We start from the raw sequence: 19,091 nt of genomic DNA on the forward strand, positions 1-19,091 counted from the left end.
GCAAAGAAAGGTGATCATGATGTATAAATGGATCCTGGTGCTGACACTTGTTTTAGCAGGGTGCGGCACGAGCGCAGAAAATAATGAACCGGGTAAAGAAACAGAAAATAACACAAATGGAGGAGGGAGCGGCATTATTGCAGGCAGTGTAGAACCTGAACTTCACAAACAAAGCTCATTGAATTATATGTACACCATTAAAAACCAGACAGAAAAGGAAGTTGAAATGAAATTCCCCACTTCCCAGCGTTTCGACTATTCCGTAAAAGATAAAGACGGAACCGAAGTATTCCTGTTCTCAAGTGCGGCATTTTTCCTCCAGGCTGAGGGAAAAGAAATATTGAAGCCTGCTGAAGAGCTGAATTATGATATCAACCTCAGCCAGCTGAAGCTTGCCCCGGGAACGTACACGCTTGAAGCCTGGATGACACAGCAGGACGGGGAAGACTATAAAGTCACCGAGGAAATTACTGTTCAATAGACAATGTCCCCTGCATTTGCATCCTTGCAGGGGTGTTTTTATATCATTCTTATCACAGGCTCATGAAAGGAAAACACGTGAACGTGATGCTCAAAACATGCAAAAGAATAATGCGTCAGCTCTTTTCCTTCTGATTCCTGATAAGCATATTCCTTTTTTACGAAATCCTGCAGCTTTGACTTCATATAGACCCTGAACACTTCTCCCTCAAAAACTTCTTCATGATCCCAAACCGTATAATCATCATGAACGACAGAATAAGTAACATAATTCTTAAACTCAATATCTGCCCTTAAGGCTTTGCTGTCAGGATGCGGAAAGATCATCAGGTCTGTGGCATCTTTGCTTATAAGGACCGTAATGCGCAGCATCGCTCCTTCCATTCTCGGCTCGGAAATTTCATGAAATGAAATCGTGATATCCTTCATCTCCATTAAGTCTTTATATCGCATATATTCTCCTTTCCGAACCAGGATTTTACATACTATATAGTAAATATAAAAATTAATAATAATACCAGTAATAGATAGCCGCGCCTGCCGCCGCCATCCCTAGAAGCATGAAACTCCGCTTCCTGCTTTTTTTCCAAATATATAGGCTGGCGTTAACCATTCCGGCGAGAACTAAACAGAAAGACAAATTCCTCAAACCTTCATCAAAAAACAAGAAATTCACAAAGTTCAGAAGCAAGCCTGCAGACATCAGGCCTGCTCCTCCGCCAAGCGCATCTCTCCAGAATTCCCCTTTATCCTCATCAGGGCTCTTGCGGTATTCCTTTCTTACCGCAGCAAAGATCCAAAGAAAAAAAAGAACGACCATCACGAGCTTTATGTAGAACAATCAGCGCCCTCCTACTTAGCAGTATCTGCCAATTACTAAAAAGTTCTTGAATCCTGCATTCAATGGAATCAGCCATATAAAAAGACTAAGTATGGCAGTAAGTATAAGCAGAAGCTTAATCCCTTTTTCGGCAGCCAGCTGAATCATGTATATTGAATGAAAAAGAGTCCGCTGCTGACTAGCAGGAAAACCATCATTGGTCCTACAATGAAAAATAATGAATTCAAACCGTTCACTTCCAATTGGGGTCCATATCCTCTATACGGTCAATCCTGGGAAAAGTTCCCTAAATTCTGCATGCTATGGACTAAAAAGAAAAAGGCTGCCCTTTTATAGGACAGCCTTTACTGCTACTCAGCTTTGCTTGAATTTTCCTCTTCTATTTGATCTTCTGTTATTTGTTCTTTATCAGCTTCTTCAGCATCAGCATTTTGATTCTCTGCAGATTCATTCAGCTTGTACTGATATTTCGAGCGGTCCACCGGTTCAAAGCCTTCCGGTGTATAAAATCGGAGCAGGTCACCGTTAACAACTTTATCTGACAGTTTAAGCTTCTGCTCTACATTCAGCTTATATTTTTCCGCTTCTTCAAGCCTGTTTTCATCCAGCAGTTCACCTGTCTTGGAATCGTAGAACTTACCGCCTGTCGAAGTAATCTCAGGGCTTGCAAAATCTCCATTACGGAAAGGAACGATTTCATCATGCTCATCTGACAGAAGGTCTGTTCCAAACTGAATATTGTCTTTGTTCTCTATTCCAAGCAAGTGGAGTACGGTCGGCAGCAGGTCGATCTGGCCGCCATATTCATGATTGACTCCGCCTTCCATGCCAGGCACACGGATGAACAGAGGCACCCTTTGCAATCCTTGGCTGACAAAGTCATCGACTTCATGTCCAAGCACCTCTTCCATTGCCTTATTATGGTTTTCGGAAATCCCATAATGGTCTCCGTACATAATAATAATGGAATTATCGTATAGGCCTGCTTCCTTCAGATCCTCGAAAAACTGCTCCAGCGCCTCATCTGCGTATCGGGCAGTCTGGAAGTAATTGTCGACTGATTTATCCCCCGTTGTATGAGGGGCAATCGTAGCTTCAGCCTGATCCATCTTATAAGGATAATGATGAGTTACTGTAATGAACTTTGTATAGAAAGGCTGCTTCAATGATTGTAAATGGTCCATGGACTGCTCAAAGAACGGTTTATCCATCAGGCCGTATTCTGCCTGAGGGGCAGTCATATCATAATAGCTTGAATCAAAGAATTGATCGAAGCCAAAGGATTTGTATATTTCATCCCTGTTCCAGAAGCTTCCGGAGTTACCGTGGAAAACAGCGGATGTATAGCCATTCTGGCCCAGGATGGCAGGAGCAGCCTGATACGTGTTCGTACCCTTTGTTGTAAAAGCGGAGCCCTGAGGCAGTCCGTAAAGGGAATTTTCAAGCATGAACTCCGCATCAGCCGTCTTCCCTTGAGCTGTCTGATGGTAAAAATTATCGAAGTACATCGTATTCTGATCACTTGTGAGTGAATTCAGGAATGGCGTTACTTCTTCGCCATGCAGCTTATAATCAATCAGGAAATTCTGGATAGACTCAAGGTGAAGGTAAATGACATTCATTCCTTCACCGGCCCCGAAATATTTTTCATTGGGTTTGGCATGATTTGATTTTGTGAAGTTGATGACTTCTGTCACATCATTGCTGTCCGCAAAGGCCCTCTGTGCAGTTGATTTGGTACTTTGAACAGCATCATAGATTGTATAATTGTACATTCCAAGATATTTGACAATATAGTTGCGGTCAAATCCGCGCGTCAGCAGCTGCGGGCGATCTGACTCAGCCAGTCCAAGATTGAAGCTGGAAATAGCCAGGGACAGGAACATTAATGCCGCTGCTTTCCTGCGCGGCACAGCAGCCATATCCATTTTCACAAAACGGCTTGCCAGCAATACAGCCAGGAGCAGCAGATCAGCAAAATATAGGATATCATGCGGCTTTAACAGGGATGTCACACTTCCACTCACATCGCCGAAGTTTTGCGTCTGAGTCAATGTCGGCAGTGTCAGGAAGTCATTGAAAAACCTGTAAAACAGAACATTTGCATACAAGAGGAAAGACATGAGCAAGTCTATTCCAATCAAAGCAAAGTATTTCTTCCGCCCTTTAAAGAAAAAGGCAATTCCGAGGAACAGCATTGCTGATCCAAGCGGATTCAGCACAAGCAGGAACTGCTGCAGGACACTGTCAATTCCAAGGCTGAATTCATGGGCCTGCACTGTGTAAGTCTTAATCCACAGCATCAGAACGGCCAATGCATAAAAGCCTGCAAATTTAGTTAGTATATTCGCATTCATATAGTTTGTTTTCTTCAAGTATAAAACCCTCTTTCTATTGCAAAATCGAAATCTTGCACAGGGGAAGCCATTTCCCGTTTCACATCTTTGGCCCTTACATTGCAAATGAAGCACAACATAATGTGTAAGTGTACCATGTTTCTGTGCAAAAATGAACTGGAAACCGATTCAAACCAGCTTGTTCACAAAAAGCTCACATATATTATACGTATAAACAGCCCAAAAAGTTTCAGCGTGCTATGGACAGAAAATATCACAGACTCAAATATATATACCCAGGATTAGAAAGATATTCCTGGTTTGTTTGATTAAAAAGAAATAGTCTGCTAAAATTCAGGAGAAAAATTCATTATCCATTATATGGTATTAGCGTTGCCAGGGCGTAACGCGGAAATTATGCATTTTCTCCTGGCTGCGACAAATCTTGTTTTCCTTTGTCGAGATCAGGAGGTCACAAATGGAGGCAACTTTATGACTGGGCATATAGGGGAACTTTGGCAGAAATATTGCATAGAGGAAAATTTTATCGGAATCGGATCTACAAGAAAGGTTTACAGGCATAAGGACTATGCCATCAAAGTGCATCTTCATCCAATAGGATACAAGCAATCTCTAATGGAAAATGAAATTTTTCAATTTATGAAATCACAAGGATTGGGCAGCCTGTTTGCTGAAACCTTTTATGCTGATCCTTCTGTTGCCGTGCAAAAATACTATGAGCCTGTACCGTTAATCAATCTTCAATCTTTTGAGATTGATAGAGATAGAAACAAGGCATCCATTCAAGCCGGCTATGAAAAAGCATTGCGGATTCTTGATGCTGGATTCGACTCTTTTGATCTTAAAGACAGCAGCAATTATGGTTTTAATGAAGAGAAGCAGCTCGTTTTCATTGATTACGGCATGACAAAGACCCTGTATGAAGATGAGTGGGTCCCTTTGGCTGAATGCGGTGTCCTGCCGCAAATATATTTTGAACGGTGCATTTCATGCGGGACAGAAAAAGAGCTCCGCATGTATGGAGAACAGGATGAAGACAAAAGGTGCCTGCAATGCGGCAAAGAATGAAGCAAAGAGGCACCAGAGACTATCAATCTCTCAAATAAATTGCGGGGCAACGACATGTATGACAATATCAGCAAAGATATGGGCGATCATTGCATATTCCAGCCCCGCATACACGAATATCGCTCCGAACACGATACCTCCTATTCCATTTATAAGGAGCATTCCAAGAACAAGACCAAGAGTCATGTCGAAAGCCGAAGCTGCAACACCATAATGCAGCGCGCCAAATAAGAGAGCTGCGCTAAAGATGCTGATCCAGATGGCAGTTTTCCCAGGCTTCTTTTTCTTGATCTTCACTGTTAACCAGAGAAGCAGAGTGACAAAGAACAATCGGAACATGGTTTCTTCTGTAGTACCCGCTCCGAAAGAGCCTAAAAGACCCAGTTTCCAATCAGGTTCGTTTATGCTGGTATTATCAATACCGAGCGGCTTCGATATAAAGTAGCTTGTGATACAAATCACAATCCCTGTCAGGATTCCATAAAAGACAGCCTTTCCTGCATCTTTTCCATGCTTCCCCCAATCTCCTGTACGCATAATAAAAGATTCCAGTATGGGAATTTTAACAGCTGCCGTTCTCGCCATCAGCAGAGCGAGCAGGATTAGAATGCCAGCTTCGATTATGGTCTGACCTGCAAAAATCAGCGTAAATACTCCTTCGGACACACCCAGTTCCTTATGGAAACCTTCCCTGGCCATTGCATAAGGAGCTAATGCCAGTGCCCCTGCCAGGTTGATCGCGAGTAGCAGGAAATACACCCTCCAATTAACAAGCGGCTCTTTTATTGTTTGGACCTGGATTTCTTCTTCCTCATCTGAACACTCAGCCATTCTCAGCTTCAGCAGTTCAGCAAGTTCGTCTGATTGCTCGATATATATGAAGGCTTTCTTTACTTCTTTTTTTAATCCAAAATAACCTCTAGCGGTAACAGGCTGCTTAAAGATTATTTCATATCTAAGCTCATCCCCCATTCCAAATATCCTGGTCAGCACTCTCGGGAAAGCGGTCGCATGAAAGACACCCTTTTCGTAAATGATTCCCCCGCTTTTGTTATATTGAAGGGATGCTTTCTGTATGCTGTCAATCTCGCTGATATGGAAGGACAATTCCCTCCTCGCCCCGATTTTCATATCAACCCTGTTATTGCTGACGGTGATAGGTGTATTGCGGAGCCAGTTATAATCGCCGATCATATAAATGATGCTGTAAATATGGACCGCTGAAATAGTGTAAGCAAGGGCGGGCTCCTCATTTCTCAGATAGATATGAAAAACAATCATCTCAAGAATCTGTTCATGCAAAAGAGCGAGGAATAGCCAAAAATAATTGGAGCCTTTCAATAATGGAAAAACAGCTGTCTGATTTGCAGGCCTCGTCTTCCCCCATTGGAAAAGGCTGTAATACAGAATCTTCCCTTCTTTTAACACCATCGCTCCAAATGGGTTATGATCGATCCTTCCCTGTTTATATTTGATAAAAACAAATATCAGAAAAGCCTCGAGCAATACAGCCAGTATGGAAAGTGAAATCAGCATCTGTTTATCCATTTTAGCTCCCCCTTTATCAGTGTCTTCTCAGCTCCAGCCAAAAAATCACGTATTGCACAATGCCCATCCCGGCAAGAAGCATGACCGGGAAGTAAGGAATATGATTCAAGAAAGCTGTCAGTGCAATGGCAACTGGGATGAATGAGGCAAAAAAGATATACACCTTCCTGGTCGCCTTATAGGTGATCCACTGCTGACCTTCGTCCTCTTCCCTCAACTCCATCGGGATGATCTGCGGTTTCACCTTGCTGCCAGGGTTCAGCTTATTGTAGACAGGTATGGAAGCAACAAGGATGAGTATTGGAATGCCGAGGTACAGCGGATCAATATTCATCCATCCAGGAACACTTTCAGTATAATAATTGCCGATCATTATGATCCCGAGGCCCAGGATCAGCAGGCAATTAAAGAGTGGAGATTGAAAAATAGCTTTTAGCATGGTCATTCTTCCCCTTCTAAATGGAATATCTGTTCGACCGGGACTCCAAATACAGAAGATATCTTTAAGGCGAGTGTGATGGACGGGGCATAATCGCCCTTTTCAATCAGCCCGATCGTCTGCCGAGAAACACCGATCTTATCTGCAAGATCCTGCTGTGTGAAACGGAATCTCGCCCTCATTTCCCGAACGGAATTTTTTAACATGGTAATTTTCCCCTCCCTATGTCACCTTAAGAGTAAAGGATTATAGTCAAAATGTAAATGATAGTTGTCATTTATCCATAATTTTGTAACAATTAGAATAATAAATTTTGGTTTTTTGGAAGGAAAAAGATAGGGAGAATAGTAATAACAAGCGAGTACCTAGAAGGTTATTGGGGGGGCTTTCGTAAACAAGTGGCGATCTCAGCCTGGGCGAGATCGCTGCTTTCATTACAAATCATGTGTTGATTAGCCTCTATTCGATGCATGAGGGACTTCTTTTTTCTCACCTCATGTACTGTTTAGCCTCTATTCATACATATCATCGCTTCTTCTCAACTCTAGCTTAGTTTACACTCATTCGTTATCTGAAAAAACATATCAAATAAGCCCATCCTCAGCGAATGGGCTTTCTCTACTTGCTGTTGTAAAAAACCGGTGCACCGTCCACTCTTTCAAGCCATACCTTTGCTTTGCCGGCTGCTCCCTCTTTGATCCAGATTTCTCCCTGCAGTCTCCCGCTTTCTTTTCGCATCCATGCAATATACTTTCCTGTAACTTGAGGCTTGATATCCATGCTGCCTGGTTTTGGGAATGTGATTTGCTTTTGGATGCCTGATTTGATATTGATGTTGTATAGCTTTGAATACATCTCTGGGACCGGCCCTTCCTTCCAGTCTTTATTTTCCTTTACCCGGGCCGTGATCACCTCATCTGCTGTCAGCCAAGCGAGGTCAATATCTACATAACCTTCTGGGGTATAATCCTTTTGGCCTGCTGAAATTGGAATATCTGCTACCGACGTCCTTTTATCCTGGACTAGAAATCTGCCTTCACCTGAAATATACGCAATTTTATTTTCTGCCGGGGACCATTTAAACCAGTCCGGCTGGTTCAGCATCTTGCCGATAGTCTGGAAACGGGTTCCTCCTGCCGACAATACTATGAGTGTGTTGCTGTCTGCAGACCATGATGCGGTCGGGACTCCCAGAAAGCTTATCCACTTATCGTCTGTGCTCCACTTAAAATGATTTGCATCAATCGCGAACAATTTGTCAGGGTCCGTTTTAATCGTATAAAACGGCTTGATTTTTTCAGCGTTCAGTGCGGCATCCTTCTTTATTTTGAACAGCCTTACCGGCCCCCATCCTGTGGGCAGCAGTTCCGCTTGTGACGAGGCAATGAATCCCTTGCCGTCCGGCGTCCATGTAAAATCACTTACGCCCAAAGAGACATTTTCAAAGCCTTTTGGTATTCCGTTTTTTGTTTTTGTGATATTAAGGACTCCCCTGGAAGTGTAAGCAATCGTATTGGCATCCGGAGACCATTCGAAGTGATAGGTTTCGATTGTTTTATAGGGCTGATAGCTGCGGTTCTTCTGTAAATCATATATATACAGATAACGCTGTTCACCCTCTGCAGACAGATAAGCAATGAACCTTCCATCATAAGACCATTTCGGATCTGAAGCCTGTCCCCCTTCAGTCAAACGGGTTTCTTTTTTTCCCTCAGCAAGCCACAAATTACCGTCCCGTATAAAAACTGCCTTTAAATTTCCTTCAGCCTGGCTGGAAAGGGGCATGCTTGCAAAAATAATCACTATGCATAAAAAAATCCTTAATCTCATGGAAAATCCCTCCTGCCATTAGGGTGTCCCGATTAAGGATGAGCATTCTAATATTCAGCCTAAATCCTGCTTGCAGACCTGGCCATGCTCTGCATAAAACTTAAGGAGGACCAGTGCCTCTCCCCAGCCGGCTGCACATTTAACGCAGGCATCCAAGTCTTTTCTGGAGGAGGAATACCCTGTCTCCCGAACACTGACAAGCGTACCTTTATCAGCAGGCTCCAGTGTAAACGCCACCGTCGTCGTACTTTCACCTGGAGTCCATTGAAAAGTGAATCGCCTGCCCTGCTCTGCATGAAGGATCTTCCCTCCATCCTCAAGCACAAGTTTTTCCGGACCATAACTGTTCCATTTCAGGCGGATATCACCTGTGCCATCAGATTTCAAATTCAGGATCGTTCCATCGGTAAACCAGCTGTTCCAGCCTTCCCCAGTGGTTAAAATCCGAAATATATCATCTCTGTCTTTCCTGATCAAAATTCTATGTTCGATCTCTGGCATCTACTATTCCCCCAATTTATCAAGGCATAGAGCTTGTTATCAGCTCTATGACAAATGCTAGTACGGCCAGCAGCATGGTCATGATCGTACTGCTGAATAAAATGTTTTTACTTATCCTTATATATTTCTCAGGCTCCCTGAGCTGGTGGTAAATGAGGGAAACCAGAAGGCCAAGCATAATGGCTGCACCCCACAGAACCAATCCAGGTACAGTCGTCAGCTGTTCCCAATCTGCCATCCATAAAAATAGTATATACAGCTGTGATCCCAGGATAAATAAACCTGCGATCGCTCCTAGTTTTCTTCTCATAATAAAACCTTTCCTCTCAATTCTGACTGCTCACGCTGCGCTGAAAAGGGATATGGCACAAGACTTTCCCTATGCTTGAGGTCCCCTTCGCTTCTTTTTTGAAGATGATCTTATGTATTCCTTGTGCTGTTTCAGACAGCTCGATTACAGACACTTCTACTGCTTTTTCATTGCCTTCTTACTTTTATAATAGATTTGACGAAAAAAAGAACAGTAAGTTTCACATTAAAGAAAAAAGGACCTGTTAAAGGCCCTTATTTCCAGACTGTATCCAACTTATCTGCATAAAATAATATTGCCTTTCTATACTGGTGAATGCCTTCGTCTGAAGATGTTTCCGCCAGGCTTTCCAGCAGAAGGCCCATTGCTTCTCCATGGCTTCCTAAATTGTACAAAACCATAGAATAAAAAACGCTCATTGCACGGTTATCAGGGAATCTTTCCATCCCCTTCTCAAGCGTATATCTTGCCTTCTGATATTCTCCTAATGTACGGTAAGTGCTCCCCAATCCGAGCAGTGCCCCCTCCAGCTCTTTATCTGGAAGTCCAAGGCTGATGGCTCTTTCATAATAGGGAGCTGCATCCGCTTCTTCCCCCAGCAAATCAAAGCTCCAGGCAGTTTGATAGCTGATCAGCGCATCGCTGGGATTTCTGTCAGCAAGCTTCTTGAGGATAAGATTTGACTTCTTGAGCTCTCCCGATCCCCTAAGGTTAATTGCAAATTCAAGTTCTTCCATAGATTTATCCTCCGCCTGAAACAAGATAATATACCAATACTGCTATCATATTCGGGAGGCCGAACAGCAGGACACAGCCCCCTATTTTTTGCCGCTTCTTTCTATCATTCTTGCTTTCTGTGTGAAAATTAGCCCTGTTCTGCCCGCATATTAAAATTGAAATTAATGATACAGTCCCGCTAAGCATCACTAAAAGATTCCAGTCATCCGCCGCAAAAGAACCAGCCGCCGCAAGACCCGCCAGTACTATCCCTGTTAATAATGCTTTTCTCATTAAAACATCCCCTTTTCTTCATTATATTTATGAAGAGAAAGAGCCGTTAATCTTGTATTCTTCTTTTTTAAATGAACTTTATCCTTCCTCTTAAAAAAAAAAAAAAACGCCGCAACATTTTAATGCGGCATCTTACGATTTTAGAAAGCAGGCAAAGGGTCCTCAAAAGTCTTCCAGTCTGCCTCAGCTTCCTCTTCACTAATCAGGCAAACATCAAGCGAATCCTCAATGGCCCGGCGGTCCATTTTTATGCCGATCATGACCAGCTCTGTCTGCCGGTCCCCTGTTATTTCATCCCAGCTTTGCTTAAGCTTGGGATCTTCTGACAGTATTTGTTCCCGTTCGGCCTCGGGACGCGATGCAATCCATGCACCAGCCCCTTGCAGGATAAGCGACGGTCCAGCCTGAGAAAGAAGACCGGCAGTATCTTCCCTGCCTGCAACCCAAATGAAGCCTTTTGATCTGACAACCTCGACAGGCCATTGTTCAAGCCATTGCATAAACCGGTCAGGATGGAATGGCTTTCTTCTTCTATAGACGAAAGAAGAAATTCCGTATTCCTCGGTTTCCGGTATATGCTCTTGATTAAGCTCCTTAATCCATCCTGCATTTTGTCCAGCTTGTTCCAAGTCAAAAAGTTTTGTATTCAGCACGCGTTCCAGGGGCACTGCCCCCTGTATTGTTTCGATGATATCTGCTCCCGGGTTGAGCTTGCGGAGGACGGCTGTAAGCTTTTCGGCAGCTTTCCTGTCTGTTAAATCGATTTTGTTCAGCAATATCACATTGGCAAATTCAATCTGATCGATCAGCAGGTCCACCACTTCGCGCTCATCTGAATCCCCTGCCGCCTCCTGCCTGTCCAGAAGGCTTTCTCCTGACGTAAAGTCCTGCCAAAAACGGTATGCATCCACAACTGTCACCATGGTATCCAGCCTGCAAATGGAGGACAGATTAATTCCTAAGTCTTCGTCTGCATATGAAAAGGTCTGAGCAACAGGAACCGGTTCGCTGATTCCTGTTGATTCAATCACGATATAATCAATATCGCCTTTGGCCGCAAGCTTTTCAACCTCTATCATTAAATCCTCGCGCAGCGTGCAGCAGATGCAGCCATTCTGCATTTCAACCAGCTTTTCATCTGTCCTTGAGAAGCCGACCTGCTTCACCATTGCAGCATCAATGTTCACCTCGCTCATATCATTGACAATCACTGCCACCTTCAGGCCCTCACGATTTGCCAGAATGTAATTGAGCAAAGTTGTTTTTCCTGAGCCAAGATAGCCGCTCAAAACAGTAACAGGTATTTTCTTTATAGTCATAAAAACCTCTCCCTTAAACGTATTCATTACGATTTAAACATGATCATAAGCTGCTTGTAATTCTTTCTGCTGCCTGGCGTGCCCCCGAGATATTTCGGGCAATCGGCCCTATCTCCAGCTCTGCCAGTGCTCCTGTAACATAAAGTCCCTGAGACCATTGTAGTGAATGGCCAACAATCGGATAACCGCATTTTGCACAAGGCAGGCTATGCGTTTCAATAAAAGGGGCAAGCCATTCTTTTCCCGGAAGGCCGGCCTGAAAGCCGGTGGCCAAAACAACAGTCCCAGTCTGATGGATGAGCTCCCCTTCTTCATTGAACATAGAAATGCCCTCTCCGCTCCATTCAGCCCGCTCAACATGGCCATCAATAAGGTGAAGCTTTTCCTCTTTAGCCAAATGCTTGATTTTTGACAGAAGATCAAATGGAAGGGATCCCTTATTCCTTGCTTTTATAATCTGCCGGCGTTTTTCCTTCCAGGATTCCAGCTTGCGGAAGCCATATTGGTTTTTGGGACCGAGCCACCCTGGATCACTGTCAAAATCATGCACCCGGAATGGATGACGTTTAAGCAATGCTGCCTGGCCGGGATATTGTGTGCTTAAGCTTATAGCCAAATGTACCGCTGATATTCCCCCGCCAAGGACCGTTATAGGAACCTGGAGATGTTCAAGGGGCGGAATGCCTTTTTCGAAAATATGATATATGGAAGGACAGCCCTCTTCTTTTAGACTGATGGCCCATTCAGGAAGTAAGGGCTGTTCTCCAATCCCGATTGCAATGGCTAGATTTTTCGTATCTAATGTTCGTCCATCCTGAAGGGCAACACGCCAGCCTCCCTCTGTCTCCATTGCTTCTTTCACCCTGCCCTGCACCCAAGAATCCTTCATATCTGTATCCTGGATAACATGCTGGCAATGCTCATTGAATAATCTTAATGAAGGTCTCTTATACCTGCCATAGAATGCTTTCGTTTGTTCGGTATCACCGGCAAATTTCTGCAGGCTGAAAGGCCCGTCATCGATATGATGCACAGAAGGCGATCTCAAATAAGGCATCGAAATGGCAGCTGAGCAGTGGTTCCAATTAAATAGCGGCTCATGATGCGGATCAATAATTGACAGCCCTTCTAAGGATACTTTTTTCTTTCTCAGCAAGAAAGCAGCCAGCGTAACACCCTGAATTCCCCCGCCGACAATGACCCATTCTTTCATCTTTTGAATCCTCCTTGAAAAAAGCGCTTGGCTGATGTGATCTATGTAAGGTTCTGCCTCAGCTTTTTGTGTTTATTAGCAACTTTTTTCTTTTATTAGCAACTTTTCCAGTTTACTAGCAACTTTTTTCTTTTATTAGCAACTATTTAGTTTTATTAGCAACTTTTCAGTTTTATTAGCAACTTCAGTGCCGAATAAAACGTAATAGTTACGATTTATTAATTAAACCACAACTTCTAAACCTATGCAATCCCCACTTCTGATAAGGTTCCCCAACTTTCTATTTGCCTGCATCTGTTCTGGTTCTATTCACTAATCAGGATCTTCCTAGGACGATTTGCGCACCTCTTCTCCTGAATAAACAGGTATTCCAGCCTCCTTAACTGCTATAAATTGGGCAGGTATATTCCCATGGACAAACACATATAGTTAGCTTAGAATGTAAAGCGTAATAATTACGTTTACTTCAAATTCCGATACCCGCGGGTGCTGTTATTTAGGAGGCTTATATGGATCGAATAATGAAAAGCAATATGGGCGATCTGACAGGTATGATTATCGCTGTTGCAGCAGGCCTGTTTATCTTTTTGATTGTCAGTTTTCAAGAAGCAGTGGAGCTTCCCTCATCATTGCTCAATTTGAATACGATTTTTATCAGTATTTTGATAGAGGCGCTTCCATTTGTATTGATCGGTGTTCTTATAGCCGGGTTTATACAGATTTTTGTAACTGAGGACCATATTAAAAAATGGATACCTAAGAACAAATATATGGCGATATTGATGAGCTGTACGGCGGGAGCCCTTTTTCCAGCATGCGAATGCGGTATTGTTCCGATTATTCGAAGACTCGTAGGCAAAGGGGTGCCGATTTATGCGGGAATTGGCTTTATGCTTACTGGACCGCTTATTAACCCGATCGTTATTGCTTCTACATATATGGCATTTGGCAATGATGCGAAGATGGCCGGTCTTAGAATGGGGCTGGGTTTTGTCATTGCACTGGCATCCGCTTTTGCTGTCAGCCTTTTCTTCAAAGGCAATCAATTTAAAAAAGGCCTTCATACAGAGTCCGCGCAATCAATGAGCAAAGCTCCCTTCATGGACAGGCTTTGGTCGATGCTGACACATTCTATTGATGAGTTTTTTGATATGGCAAAATATTTAATCCTGGGGGCTTTCCTGGCTTCATTCGTACAGGTATACTTGCCTGCAAGGACACTGCTCGAGGCAGGGAGCGGCCCTGTCACATCCCTGCTGGTGATGATGGGCCTTGCTTATATTCTATCATTATGCTCTGAGGCCGATGCATTCATCGGGGCGTCATTCGGCAGCATCTTCCCTCCTGCCTCTGTTTTGGGCTTCCTGATTTTCGGTCCTATGATTGATTTGAAAAATACTCTGATGATGCTCAGCGTCTTCCGCAAAAGATTCGTCTTATCCGTCCTGCTGATTGTCGCGGCAGCCGTCTTTGCAACTTTGCTCATTGTACAGGGATTATGGTAAAGGAGGGAGAATAAATGGTCATACACTATCAGCAGGGCTTGAGGGCATTGATACTGCTTATCTTTTCTGCATTGATTTTCAAGCTGCATTATACAGGAGAGATCAGCAAATATATCAATCCCAAATATGAGAGCCTCAGCCAAATTGCATCTGTTATTTTTCTGGTCCTGTTTTTTATTCAAATCACACGTATATGGGGACAAAAGGAAAAAAAGCATCATCATCATGGTGAAATGGGATGCTGCCATCATGATGATGGAGGCCATGACTGCGGGCATCATCATGATCATGGCACCTCCCCTTTTACAGCAAGAAAGCTGCTATCCTATACGATCATCATCTTCCCCTTGATCACGGGCTTCCTCCTCCCGCCCAAGGTGCTGGACGCATCAATTGCGGATAAAAAAGGGGGAATGGCCATTTTATCGCATGGAAAGCAGAAGGCTGACCAGAGTAAAGCGGCAACAGAGGAGAATCAGACTGACCAGAATGAAGCAGCAAAGGACCAGCTTGAGGCTAAACAGGGTGACACTATAGACGAAAATGAACCTGATCCAAATCTGGAAGATCAGCCTGTTATGACAAATGACGAATACACCGCATACAAAAAAAGACTGGCAAAAAGCAATAGCATTCTTTTGAACGACGATGTATATGCCGCCTATTATGAGAGCATGCATGAAGATCTGGACAGCTATCTGGGGAAGGAAATAGAGCTGATGGGATTTGTCTATAAGGAAGAAGGCTTTAACGAGGACCAGCTTGTCATCTCCCGTTTCCTTGTTTCCCATTGCGTGGCAGATGCAAGCATCGTCGGCTTTTTATCACAATTTCAAGAAGCTTCAGGGCTGGAAGCTGACAGCTGGGTGAAAGCAAAAGGAATAATTGAGATGGCTGAATATAATGGTACAATGCTGCCGCTCCTTAAAGTGACAGAATGGGAATTGATCAGTGAGCCTGATCAGCCATATATTTATCCGATAACAATCAAGGTTATATAAGAGGGCGGACTATGATCCGCCCTTTTTCATGCCTGCCCGTCCGCAAGCCTTTTTATAAGCTTAATCTGACCTCTATGGCTGACTTCATCCTCGATGACGTGAAACCACATCCAATAGTGATTATATGCCAGCCCATTTTCCCAGTGATGATCCTTAAGGAGCCAGGCTTCATCTGCGTCCTTCAGTTTTTCCAATGTGTTTCTCCGGACTTCATCAAGTTCAGCCATGTAAAATGCCAGATCATTGCCTCTATACTTTTCTCTGGCCTGGTTTCCCAGTTCCAATGCAGTTTCCCATTTTCCTCTTTCATCCTCATTTAAGTCCCTTTTCTCAAATGTTATGATGGTGTGGACAAATTCGATCGCAGCCAAGTGCATCAGCAGGGCACCGATTGAATTAGAGGCCTCGTCGATCAAAAAATCGAGCCGGAATTGATCCAGGCCCTGGATTTCACTAAGTGTTACAGACCTGGAATGTTCAAGCATACTCACCACATCAGCAACTCTGCTGCGGTATCCTGCAGCAGGCTTTATCCGGTAATCAATCAATAGAACTCCCCCTTAAACCTCGACTATTATCATCTTATCAGTCAAGCAGAAAATGATAGACTGACTATTGAAGAATTTACAAGGTATACTTAAATGGACCATATGATCCACTAGTACTGCACGGCATATTAAAAACGGATTCCTCGAGTGAATCTATCCTTTTTTAACCGCAATGATTGCTGCGGATTTGGATGTGAGTAAAATTTCGGCTGAAGCCATTAAAGGATGATGAAACCAGAATTCCCGCACTGTATCAGGCTTTCCCTTCCATTCCTCAGGAAAATGCTCTTCAGGCGTGAAATCATCCATGAACAGCACCCCATTTTGATCCAGCATTTTTATCAGATCTTCACCTTCTTTTTGTTTGGCTGAAGCAGCATCAGCAAAAATTAATGTGCACCGCTGCCTCCTTCCAGTCGCCATGAAGAAAAATTGCCTGTTTATGATGAATGCCGCCTCTGACTTTTTCTATCCTCTCAAATGAATTGTCTATTGATACCAATTCAGCTTCAGGTGACAATCCCGAAAGAATCCAGGCGCTTCCAACACCAAGCCCTGTTCCGATTTCCAGAATTCTTCCTTGGCCTGCCTGAGCAGCCATAACAGACAGAAGCCTCCCAGCTTCATCTGTGCATGATTGTTCAAAGCCTTCATTGAACGCTGCCTCTTTTCTTTGCCGTACTATGTCCGGAATACCACGATCTGTATATTCGTTTATCATGAAGTAATCCCCTTTTACAATTGTCATTACCTTACCAATCAAATTTTTAGTGCTGCCCTAAATCTTTCGTTTGTAAATTATATCCCAAAAATAAACAGGATAAATGCTATACTGGAAAAAAAGAAAGGTTGTGGAAAGAATGTTTAACAGTGGAGATCTTATATTCCAGATTCTTATGTTAGCCGTAATGGCTGGAATGGTTTTTGCTGTCTATTTCCTGGTCCGCTGGATGGTTATAGGAAAACCCGAATCCAAAATGGAGCAGAAACTGGACAGAATCATCGAGCTGCTTGAGGAGGACAAAAAAAGCTAGCCTCCCCTGCCGGCCGGCCCGGAAATATGGAGGAATCTATTTCGGGGACTTATATTCATTGCTTCCTGGCCTGCTTTTAATAAGCATCCACGCTGCAATAGCCTCAGCTCTGCTTTTCCCCTGGTTTTTTTGGTCTGCATAATAATCACGGATAAACCGGTTGTATTCGAACTGCCGGCCAATCTCACGCTTATAGGAAGGATCCTTTTTCCGGCTTTCTTCCTCGTGCCACGCTGATACAGCATCATTATAGGTCTTTCCGGGATTATGCTTAAAATAATCTTGTATGTAAGTAGAAAAGTGAAAATGTGAACCTATGACACTCTTGAAAAAAGCACGGACTTCCTGTGAGCAAGTATGATTTTCAGAAATGACAGTATCAAGGCTTAATGGGGCTTTGGCTGCACGGAGCTTTGGCCTTCTTTTTATTATTGGACCTTTCTTCTCCCCTGTAGTCAGATATATCCCAATCCTTTCCGACAGCTCCGCCTTTCCGCCTGACGTACTCATCCCTTCTTTCCTGCAGAAAGCCTGAAGCTCTGTTTTCAGCCAATAATATTCACTGAATTCTTTATAGCTTATTTTACTGGTAAGTTCCGGCCTCATTTAACCCTCCACTATTTTTATTTACATTACCATTATAGAACAAACGTTCCTTTGAAACAAGGTTTAAGGAAAATAATTCCTCTGCTTAAATATGCGTTATTATGGGTAGATTGGTGAGAAAAGGACTTTCTAAAGGATAGGAGGCTGGCTGATGGCAAGAATGGACAAAACCCTTTCCCAGATCCAGGCCAAGTTTGCCGGCAGGAATCTGGGTTCTGGTGCATTGTTTGGCGTTGGTCTGGCAGCTTTCTTGGATGAAGCTGTTTTTCACCAGCTTTTACACTGGCACCATTTTTATGACCTTTCCACCACAGCCGCAGGACTGGTTTCTGACGGACTTTTTCATGCTTTCAGCTGGTTTGCTACAGTTGCAGCTTTATTTATGCTTGCAGACCTTCGCCGGCGGGCAGCCTGGTGGCGGAAGAGATGGATGAGCGGCGTCATGCTGGGTTCAGGCGGCTTTAATTTTTATGACGGGACTATCCAGCATAAGTTAATGAGAATTCATCAAATTCGCTATGAGGTTGAGATATTGCCTTATGATCTGGCTTGGAATGCTATTGCGCTCTTTTTCATTCTTTTGGGAACCATGCTTTTCCTGAAGACGAACAAACAGCTGCGAAGGGCAGGTGCTGCACCAGATGCACGGCAATAGCCATCTCCACCATGAAACAGTGGGCGGTGCTGGATTAGTCGCTGCCCAAAGTGCCCTTATTATGTTTTTTGTATCCCTGCTTCTCATGTACCTTGCAGTCCAATTTTTCGGGAAACGCGATTGGCCTTTATACAGGACAGTTCTCTGGGCTGCCGGAATCCTTTGCTGTATAGCGGCGGCAGGTCCAATAGCTTCCTGGTCCCACAATCAATTTTCGATGCACATGATGGGCCACCTGCTCCTCGGGATGCTCGGCCCCTTGCTGATGGTCCTTTCCGCACCTGTCACGTTATTTTTAAGGATGCTGCCTGCCCGATATGCGAGAAAGGGGGCCAGATTGCTAAAATCGCGCTTATTTAGGTTCGTTTCCCATCCGGCAATTGCGGCAATCTTAAATATTGGAGGGCTTTGGCTTTTATATATAACCGATTTGTTTACAAGGATGCATGCACAGCCTCTGCTTTACCTGCTGGTCCATTTGCATGTTTTTCTGGCAGGATATCTGTTTACGGCTTCGTTTGTCTCAATTGAACCCACTTCGCATAGAAAGAGCTTTATGCCGAGGGCAGCCATCCTGATTACAGCCCTGGCCGGCCATGGCATATTATCAAAATATCTATACGCCCATCCGCCGGCAGGTGTATCAGTTGATCAGGCTCAGAGCGGCGCAGTCCTCATGTATTATGGCGGCGATTTGATAGACCTGTTCATCATTATTTTTTTCTGCCTTGAATGGTATAAAGCGAGGCGCCCGAGGGAAGCCGGAATTGGCACCGCACCATCTTAGCATCGAGGCGCCGCAGAAAGAAAAGAGCACTGCCAGCT

Annotated in this window: 24 protein-coding genes; 7 read left to right on the forward strand and 17 right to left on the reverse strand. The window is 43.8% G+C overall.

All coding sequences use genetic code 11. The features are described 5' to 3' along the window. The first annotated feature begins 16 nt into the window (after positions 1-16). The gene (locus RBB45_RS05160) at positions 17-481 is read left to right on the forward strand and encodes a BsuPI-related putative proteinase inhibitor (protein ID WP_094767669.1); all 465 of its coding nucleotides are present in this window, start codon (positions 17-19) and stop codon (positions 479-481) included. 38 nt (positions 482-519) lie between these two features. On the opposite strand, the gene RBB45_RS05165 is transcribed toward RBB45_RS05160, so the two are convergent. The 3 genes from RBB45_RS05165 to ltaS all read right to left on the reverse strand — a co-directional run bounded on the left by RBB45_RS05165 (position 520) and on the right by ltaS (position 3,678). After that, positions 520-933 (reverse strand): hypothetical protein, encoded by a 414-nt coding sequence (locus RBB45_RS05165; RefSeq protein WP_224950578.1) that lies wholly within the window; start codon positions 931-933, stop codon positions 520-522. A gap of 52 nt (positions 934-985) precedes the next feature. After that, a complete protein-coding gene (locus RBB45_RS05170) occupies positions 986-1,321 on the reverse strand; it encodes a hypothetical protein (protein ID WP_148949333.1) in 336 nt (111 codons plus the stop codon). A gap of 350 nt (positions 1,322-1,671) precedes the next feature. Further along, complete coding sequence (gene ltaS, locus RBB45_RS05175; RefSeq protein WP_306009275.1) at positions 1,672-3,678, reverse strand: lipoteichoic acid synthase; 2,007 nt, start codon at positions 3,676-3,678, stop codon at positions 1,672-1,674. Between the two features lie 471 nt (positions 3,679-4,149). On the opposite strand from ltaS, the gene RBB45_RS05180 reads away from it, so the two are divergent. Next, positions 4,150-4,746 carry a protein kinase gene (locus RBB45_RS05180; protein ID WP_306009181.1) on the forward strand — a complete coding sequence of 199 codons (597 nt, stop codon included), beginning with the start codon at positions 4,150-4,152 and terminating at the stop codon, positions 4,744-4,746. Positions 4,747-4,776: 30 nt separating this feature from the next. Here RBB45_RS05180 and RBB45_RS05185 read toward each other — a convergent pair whose 3' ends face one another. The 10 genes from RBB45_RS05185 to RBB45_RS05230 form a co-directional block, all read right to left on the reverse strand. Beyond that, positions 4,777-6,294, reverse strand: a complete 1,518-nt coding sequence (locus tag RBB45_RS05185; protein WP_253617154.1) for a CPBP family intramembrane glutamic endopeptidase — start codon at positions 6,292-6,294, stop codon at positions 4,777-4,779. Between the two features lie 16 nt (positions 6,295-6,310). After that, a complete protein-coding gene (locus tag RBB45_RS05190; protein ID WP_009793375.1) occupies positions 6,311-6,739 on the reverse strand; it encodes a hypothetical protein in 429 nt (142 codons plus the stop codon). Further along, positions 6,736-6,939: a helix-turn-helix transcriptional regulator gene (locus RBB45_RS05195; RefSeq protein ID WP_101548104.1), complete on the reverse strand. Its 204-nt coding sequence runs from the start codon at positions 6,937-6,939 to the stop codon at positions 6,736-6,738. The genes RBB45_RS05190 and RBB45_RS05195 overlap by 4 nt, the downstream gene beginning before the upstream one ends. Positions 6,940-7,351: 412 nt before the next feature. Then, on the reverse strand, positions 7,352-8,563 hold the full coding sequence (locus RBB45_RS05200; RefSeq protein ID WP_306009182.1) for a TolB-like translocation protein: 1,212 nt from the start codon (positions 8,561-8,563) through the stop codon (positions 7,352-7,354). A gap of 54 nt (positions 8,564-8,617) precedes the next feature. Continuing rightward, a complete protein-coding gene (locus tag RBB45_RS05205) occupies positions 8,618-9,064 on the reverse strand; it encodes an SRPBCC family protein (RefSeq protein ID WP_009793372.1) in 447 nt (148 codons plus the stop codon). Positions 9,065-9,083: 19 nt separating this feature from the next. Then, entirely contained in the window at positions 9,084-9,374 is a 291-nt protein-coding gene (locus RBB45_RS05210; RefSeq protein ID WP_009793371.1) for a hypothetical protein, read from the reverse strand. Between the two features lie 254 nt (positions 9,375-9,628). Next, the gene (locus tag RBB45_RS05215) at positions 9,629-10,111 is read right to left on the reverse strand and encodes a tetratricopeptide repeat protein (RefSeq protein WP_009793369.1); all 483 of its coding nucleotides are present in this window, start codon (positions 10,109-10,111) and stop codon (positions 9,629-9,631) included. Positions 10,112-10,115: 4 nt separating this feature from the next. Next, positions 10,116-10,385 carry a DUF5316 domain-containing protein gene (locus RBB45_RS05220; RefSeq protein ID WP_148949328.1) on the reverse strand — a complete coding sequence of 90 codons (270 nt, stop codon included), beginning with the start codon at positions 10,383-10,385 and terminating at the stop codon, positions 10,116-10,118. A gap of 140 nt (positions 10,386-10,525) precedes the next feature. Next, entirely contained in the window at positions 10,526-11,704 is a 1,179-nt protein-coding gene (locus RBB45_RS05225) for a GTP-binding protein (RefSeq protein ID WP_306009183.1), read from the reverse strand. Positions 11,705-11,747: 43 nt separating this feature from the next. Beyond that, on the reverse strand, positions 11,748-12,917 hold the full coding sequence (locus RBB45_RS05230; protein ID WP_306009184.1) for an FAD/NAD(P)-binding protein: 1,170 nt from the start codon (positions 12,915-12,917) through the stop codon (positions 11,748-11,750). A gap of 509 nt (positions 12,918-13,426) precedes the next feature. Here RBB45_RS05230 and RBB45_RS05235 point away from each other — a divergent pair. Together RBB45_RS05235 and RBB45_RS05240 are read left to right on the forward strand one after the other, a co-directional pair. Continuing rightward, the gene (locus tag RBB45_RS05235; RefSeq protein WP_306009185.1) at positions 13,427-14,422 is read left to right on the forward strand and encodes a permease; all 996 of its coding nucleotides are present in this window, start codon (positions 13,427-13,429) and stop codon (positions 14,420-14,422) included. A gap of 14 nt (positions 14,423-14,436) precedes the next feature. Beyond that, a complete protein-coding gene (locus RBB45_RS05240; RefSeq protein WP_306009186.1) occupies positions 14,437-15,423 on the forward strand; it encodes a TIGR03943 family putative permease subunit in 987 nt (328 codons plus the stop codon). Between the two features lie 26 nt (positions 15,424-15,449). Here RBB45_RS05240 and RBB45_RS05245 read toward each other — a convergent pair whose 3' ends face one another. The 3 genes from RBB45_RS05245 to RBB45_RS05255 form a co-directional block, all read right to left on the reverse strand. Further along, complete coding sequence (locus tag RBB45_RS05245; RefSeq protein WP_129612658.1) at positions 15,450-15,971, reverse strand: DinB family protein; 522 nt, start codon at positions 15,969-15,971, stop codon at positions 15,450-15,452. 153 nt (positions 15,972-16,124) lie between these two features. Then, positions 16,125-16,307, reverse strand: coding sequence for a hypothetical protein (locus tag RBB45_RS05250; protein WP_306009187.1), 183 nt, complete (start codon positions 16,305-16,307; stop codon positions 16,125-16,127). 43 nt (positions 16,308-16,350) lie between these two features. Then, positions 16,351-16,692 carry an O-methyltransferase gene (locus RBB45_RS05255; protein ID WP_306009188.1) on the reverse strand — a complete coding sequence of 114 codons (342 nt, stop codon included), beginning with the start codon at positions 16,690-16,692 and terminating at the stop codon, positions 16,351-16,353. Positions 16,693-16,831: 139 nt separating this feature from the next. Here RBB45_RS05255 and RBB45_RS05260 point away from each other — a divergent pair, with 139 nt between their 5' ends. Further along, positions 16,832-17,005, forward strand: coding sequence for a DUF4083 domain-containing protein (locus RBB45_RS05260; RefSeq protein ID WP_240684106.1), 174 nt, complete (start codon positions 16,832-16,834; stop codon positions 17,003-17,005). 36 nt (positions 17,006-17,041) lie between these two features. Here RBB45_RS05260 and RBB45_RS05265 read toward each other — a convergent pair whose 3' ends face one another. Then, a complete protein-coding gene (locus RBB45_RS05265; RefSeq protein WP_129612656.1) occupies positions 17,042-17,611 on the reverse strand; it encodes a DUF6434 domain-containing protein in 570 nt (189 codons plus the stop codon). Between the two features lie 151 nt (positions 17,612-17,762). Here RBB45_RS05265 and RBB45_RS05270 point away from each other — a divergent pair, with 151 nt between their 5' ends. Further along, on the forward strand, positions 17,763-18,266 hold the full coding sequence (locus RBB45_RS05270) for a DUF2243 domain-containing protein (RefSeq protein ID WP_129612655.1): 504 nt from the start codon (positions 17,763-17,765) through the stop codon (positions 18,264-18,266). Next, positions 18,253-19,053: a cytochrome c oxidase assembly protein gene (locus tag RBB45_RS05275; RefSeq protein ID WP_240684104.1), complete on the forward strand. Its 801-nt coding sequence runs from the start codon at positions 18,253-18,255 to the stop codon at positions 19,051-19,053. Before RBB45_RS05270 ends, RBB45_RS05275 begins: the two co-directional genes overlap by 14 nt. Positions 19,054-19,091 lie beyond the last annotated feature (38 nt).

Origin of the sequence: Bacillus sp. MMSF_3328 (assembly GCF_030733525.1) — a bacterium.
GTDB lineage: Bacteria > Bacillota > Bacilli > Bacillales > Cytobacillaceae > Bacillus_AB > Bacillus_AB infantis.

Excerpts from the sequence above, each read along its gene's own strand:
- RBB45_RS05200 (WP_306009182.1), bottom strand. The coding sequence starts at position 8,563 with ATGAGATTAAGGATTTTTTTATGCATAGTGATTATTTTTGCAAGCATG.
- RBB45_RS05190 (WP_009793375.1), bottom strand. The coding sequence starts at position 6,739 with ATGACCATGCTAAAAGCTATTTTTCAATCTCCACTCTTTAATTGCCTG.
- RBB45_RS05180 (WP_306009181.1), top strand. The coding sequence starts at position 4,150 with ATGACTGGGCATATAGGGGAACTTTGGCAGAAATATTGCATAGAGGAA.
- ltaS (WP_306009275.1), bottom strand. The coding sequence starts at position 3,678 with ATGAATGCGAATATACTAACTAAATTTGCAGGCTTTTATGCATTGGCC.
- RBB45_RS05215 (WP_009793369.1), bottom strand. The coding sequence starts at position 10,111 with ATGGAAGAACTTGAATTTGCAATTAACCTTAGGGGATCGGGAGAGCTC.
- RBB45_RS05195 (WP_101548104.1), bottom strand. The coding sequence starts at position 6,939 with ATGTTAAAAAATTCCGTTCGGGAAATGAGGGCGAGATTCCGTTTCACA.
- RBB45_RS05255 (WP_306009188.1), bottom strand. The coding sequence starts at position 16,692 with ATGATAAACGAATATACAGATCGTGGTATTCCGGACATAGTACGGCAA.
- RBB45_RS05270 (WP_129612655.1), top strand. The coding sequence starts at position 17,763 with ATGGCAAGAATGGACAAAACCCTTTCCCAGATCCAGGCCAAGTTTGCC.
- RBB45_RS05210 (WP_009793371.1), bottom strand. The coding sequence starts at position 9,374 with ATGAGAAGAAAACTAGGAGCGATCGCAGGTTTATTTATCCTGGGATCA.
- RBB45_RS05250 (WP_306009187.1), bottom strand. The coding sequence starts at position 16,307 with ATGCTGGATCAAAATGGGGTGCTGTTCATGGATGATTTCACGCCTGAA.
- RBB45_RS05165 (WP_224950578.1), bottom strand. The coding sequence starts at position 933 with ATGCGATATAAAGACTTAATGGAGATGAAGGATATCACGATTTCATTT.
- RBB45_RS05205 (WP_009793372.1), bottom strand. The coding sequence starts at position 9,064 with ATGCCAGAGATCGAACATAGAATTTTGATCAGGAAAGACAGAGATGAT.
- RBB45_RS05225 (WP_306009183.1), bottom strand. The coding sequence starts at position 11,704 with ATGACTATAAAGAAAATACCTGTTACTGTTTTGAGCGGCTATCTTGGC.
- RBB45_RS05275 (WP_240684104.1), top strand. The coding sequence starts at position 18,253 with ATGCACGGCAATAGCCATCTCCACCATGAAACAGTGGGCGGTGCTGGA.
- RBB45_RS05240 (WP_306009186.1), top strand. The coding sequence starts at position 14,437 with ATGGTCATACACTATCAGCAGGGCTTGAGGGCATTGATACTGCTTATC.
- RBB45_RS05260 (WP_240684106.1), top strand. The coding sequence starts at position 16,832 with ATGTTTAACAGTGGAGATCTTATATTCCAGATTCTTATGTTAGCCGTA.
- RBB45_RS05160 (WP_094767669.1), top strand. The coding sequence starts at position 17 with ATGATGTATAAATGGATCCTGGTGCTGACACTTGTTTTAGCAGGGTGC.
- RBB45_RS05265 (WP_129612656.1), bottom strand. The coding sequence starts at position 17,611 with ATGAGGCCGGAACTTACCAGTAAAATAAGCTATAAAGAATTCAGTGAA.
- RBB45_RS05230 (WP_306009184.1), bottom strand. The coding sequence starts at position 12,917 with ATGAAAGAATGGGTCATTGTCGGCGGGGGAATTCAGGGTGTTACGCTG.
- RBB45_RS05185 (WP_253617154.1), bottom strand. The coding sequence starts at position 6,294 with ATGGATAAACAGATGCTGATTTCACTTTCCATACTGGCTGTATTGCTC.
- RBB45_RS05220 (WP_148949328.1), bottom strand. The coding sequence starts at position 10,385 with ATGAGAAAAGCATTATTAACAGGGATAGTACTGGCGGGTCTTGCGGCG.
- RBB45_RS05235 (WP_306009185.1), top strand. The coding sequence starts at position 13,427 with ATGGATCGAATAATGAAAAGCAATATGGGCGATCTGACAGGTATGATT.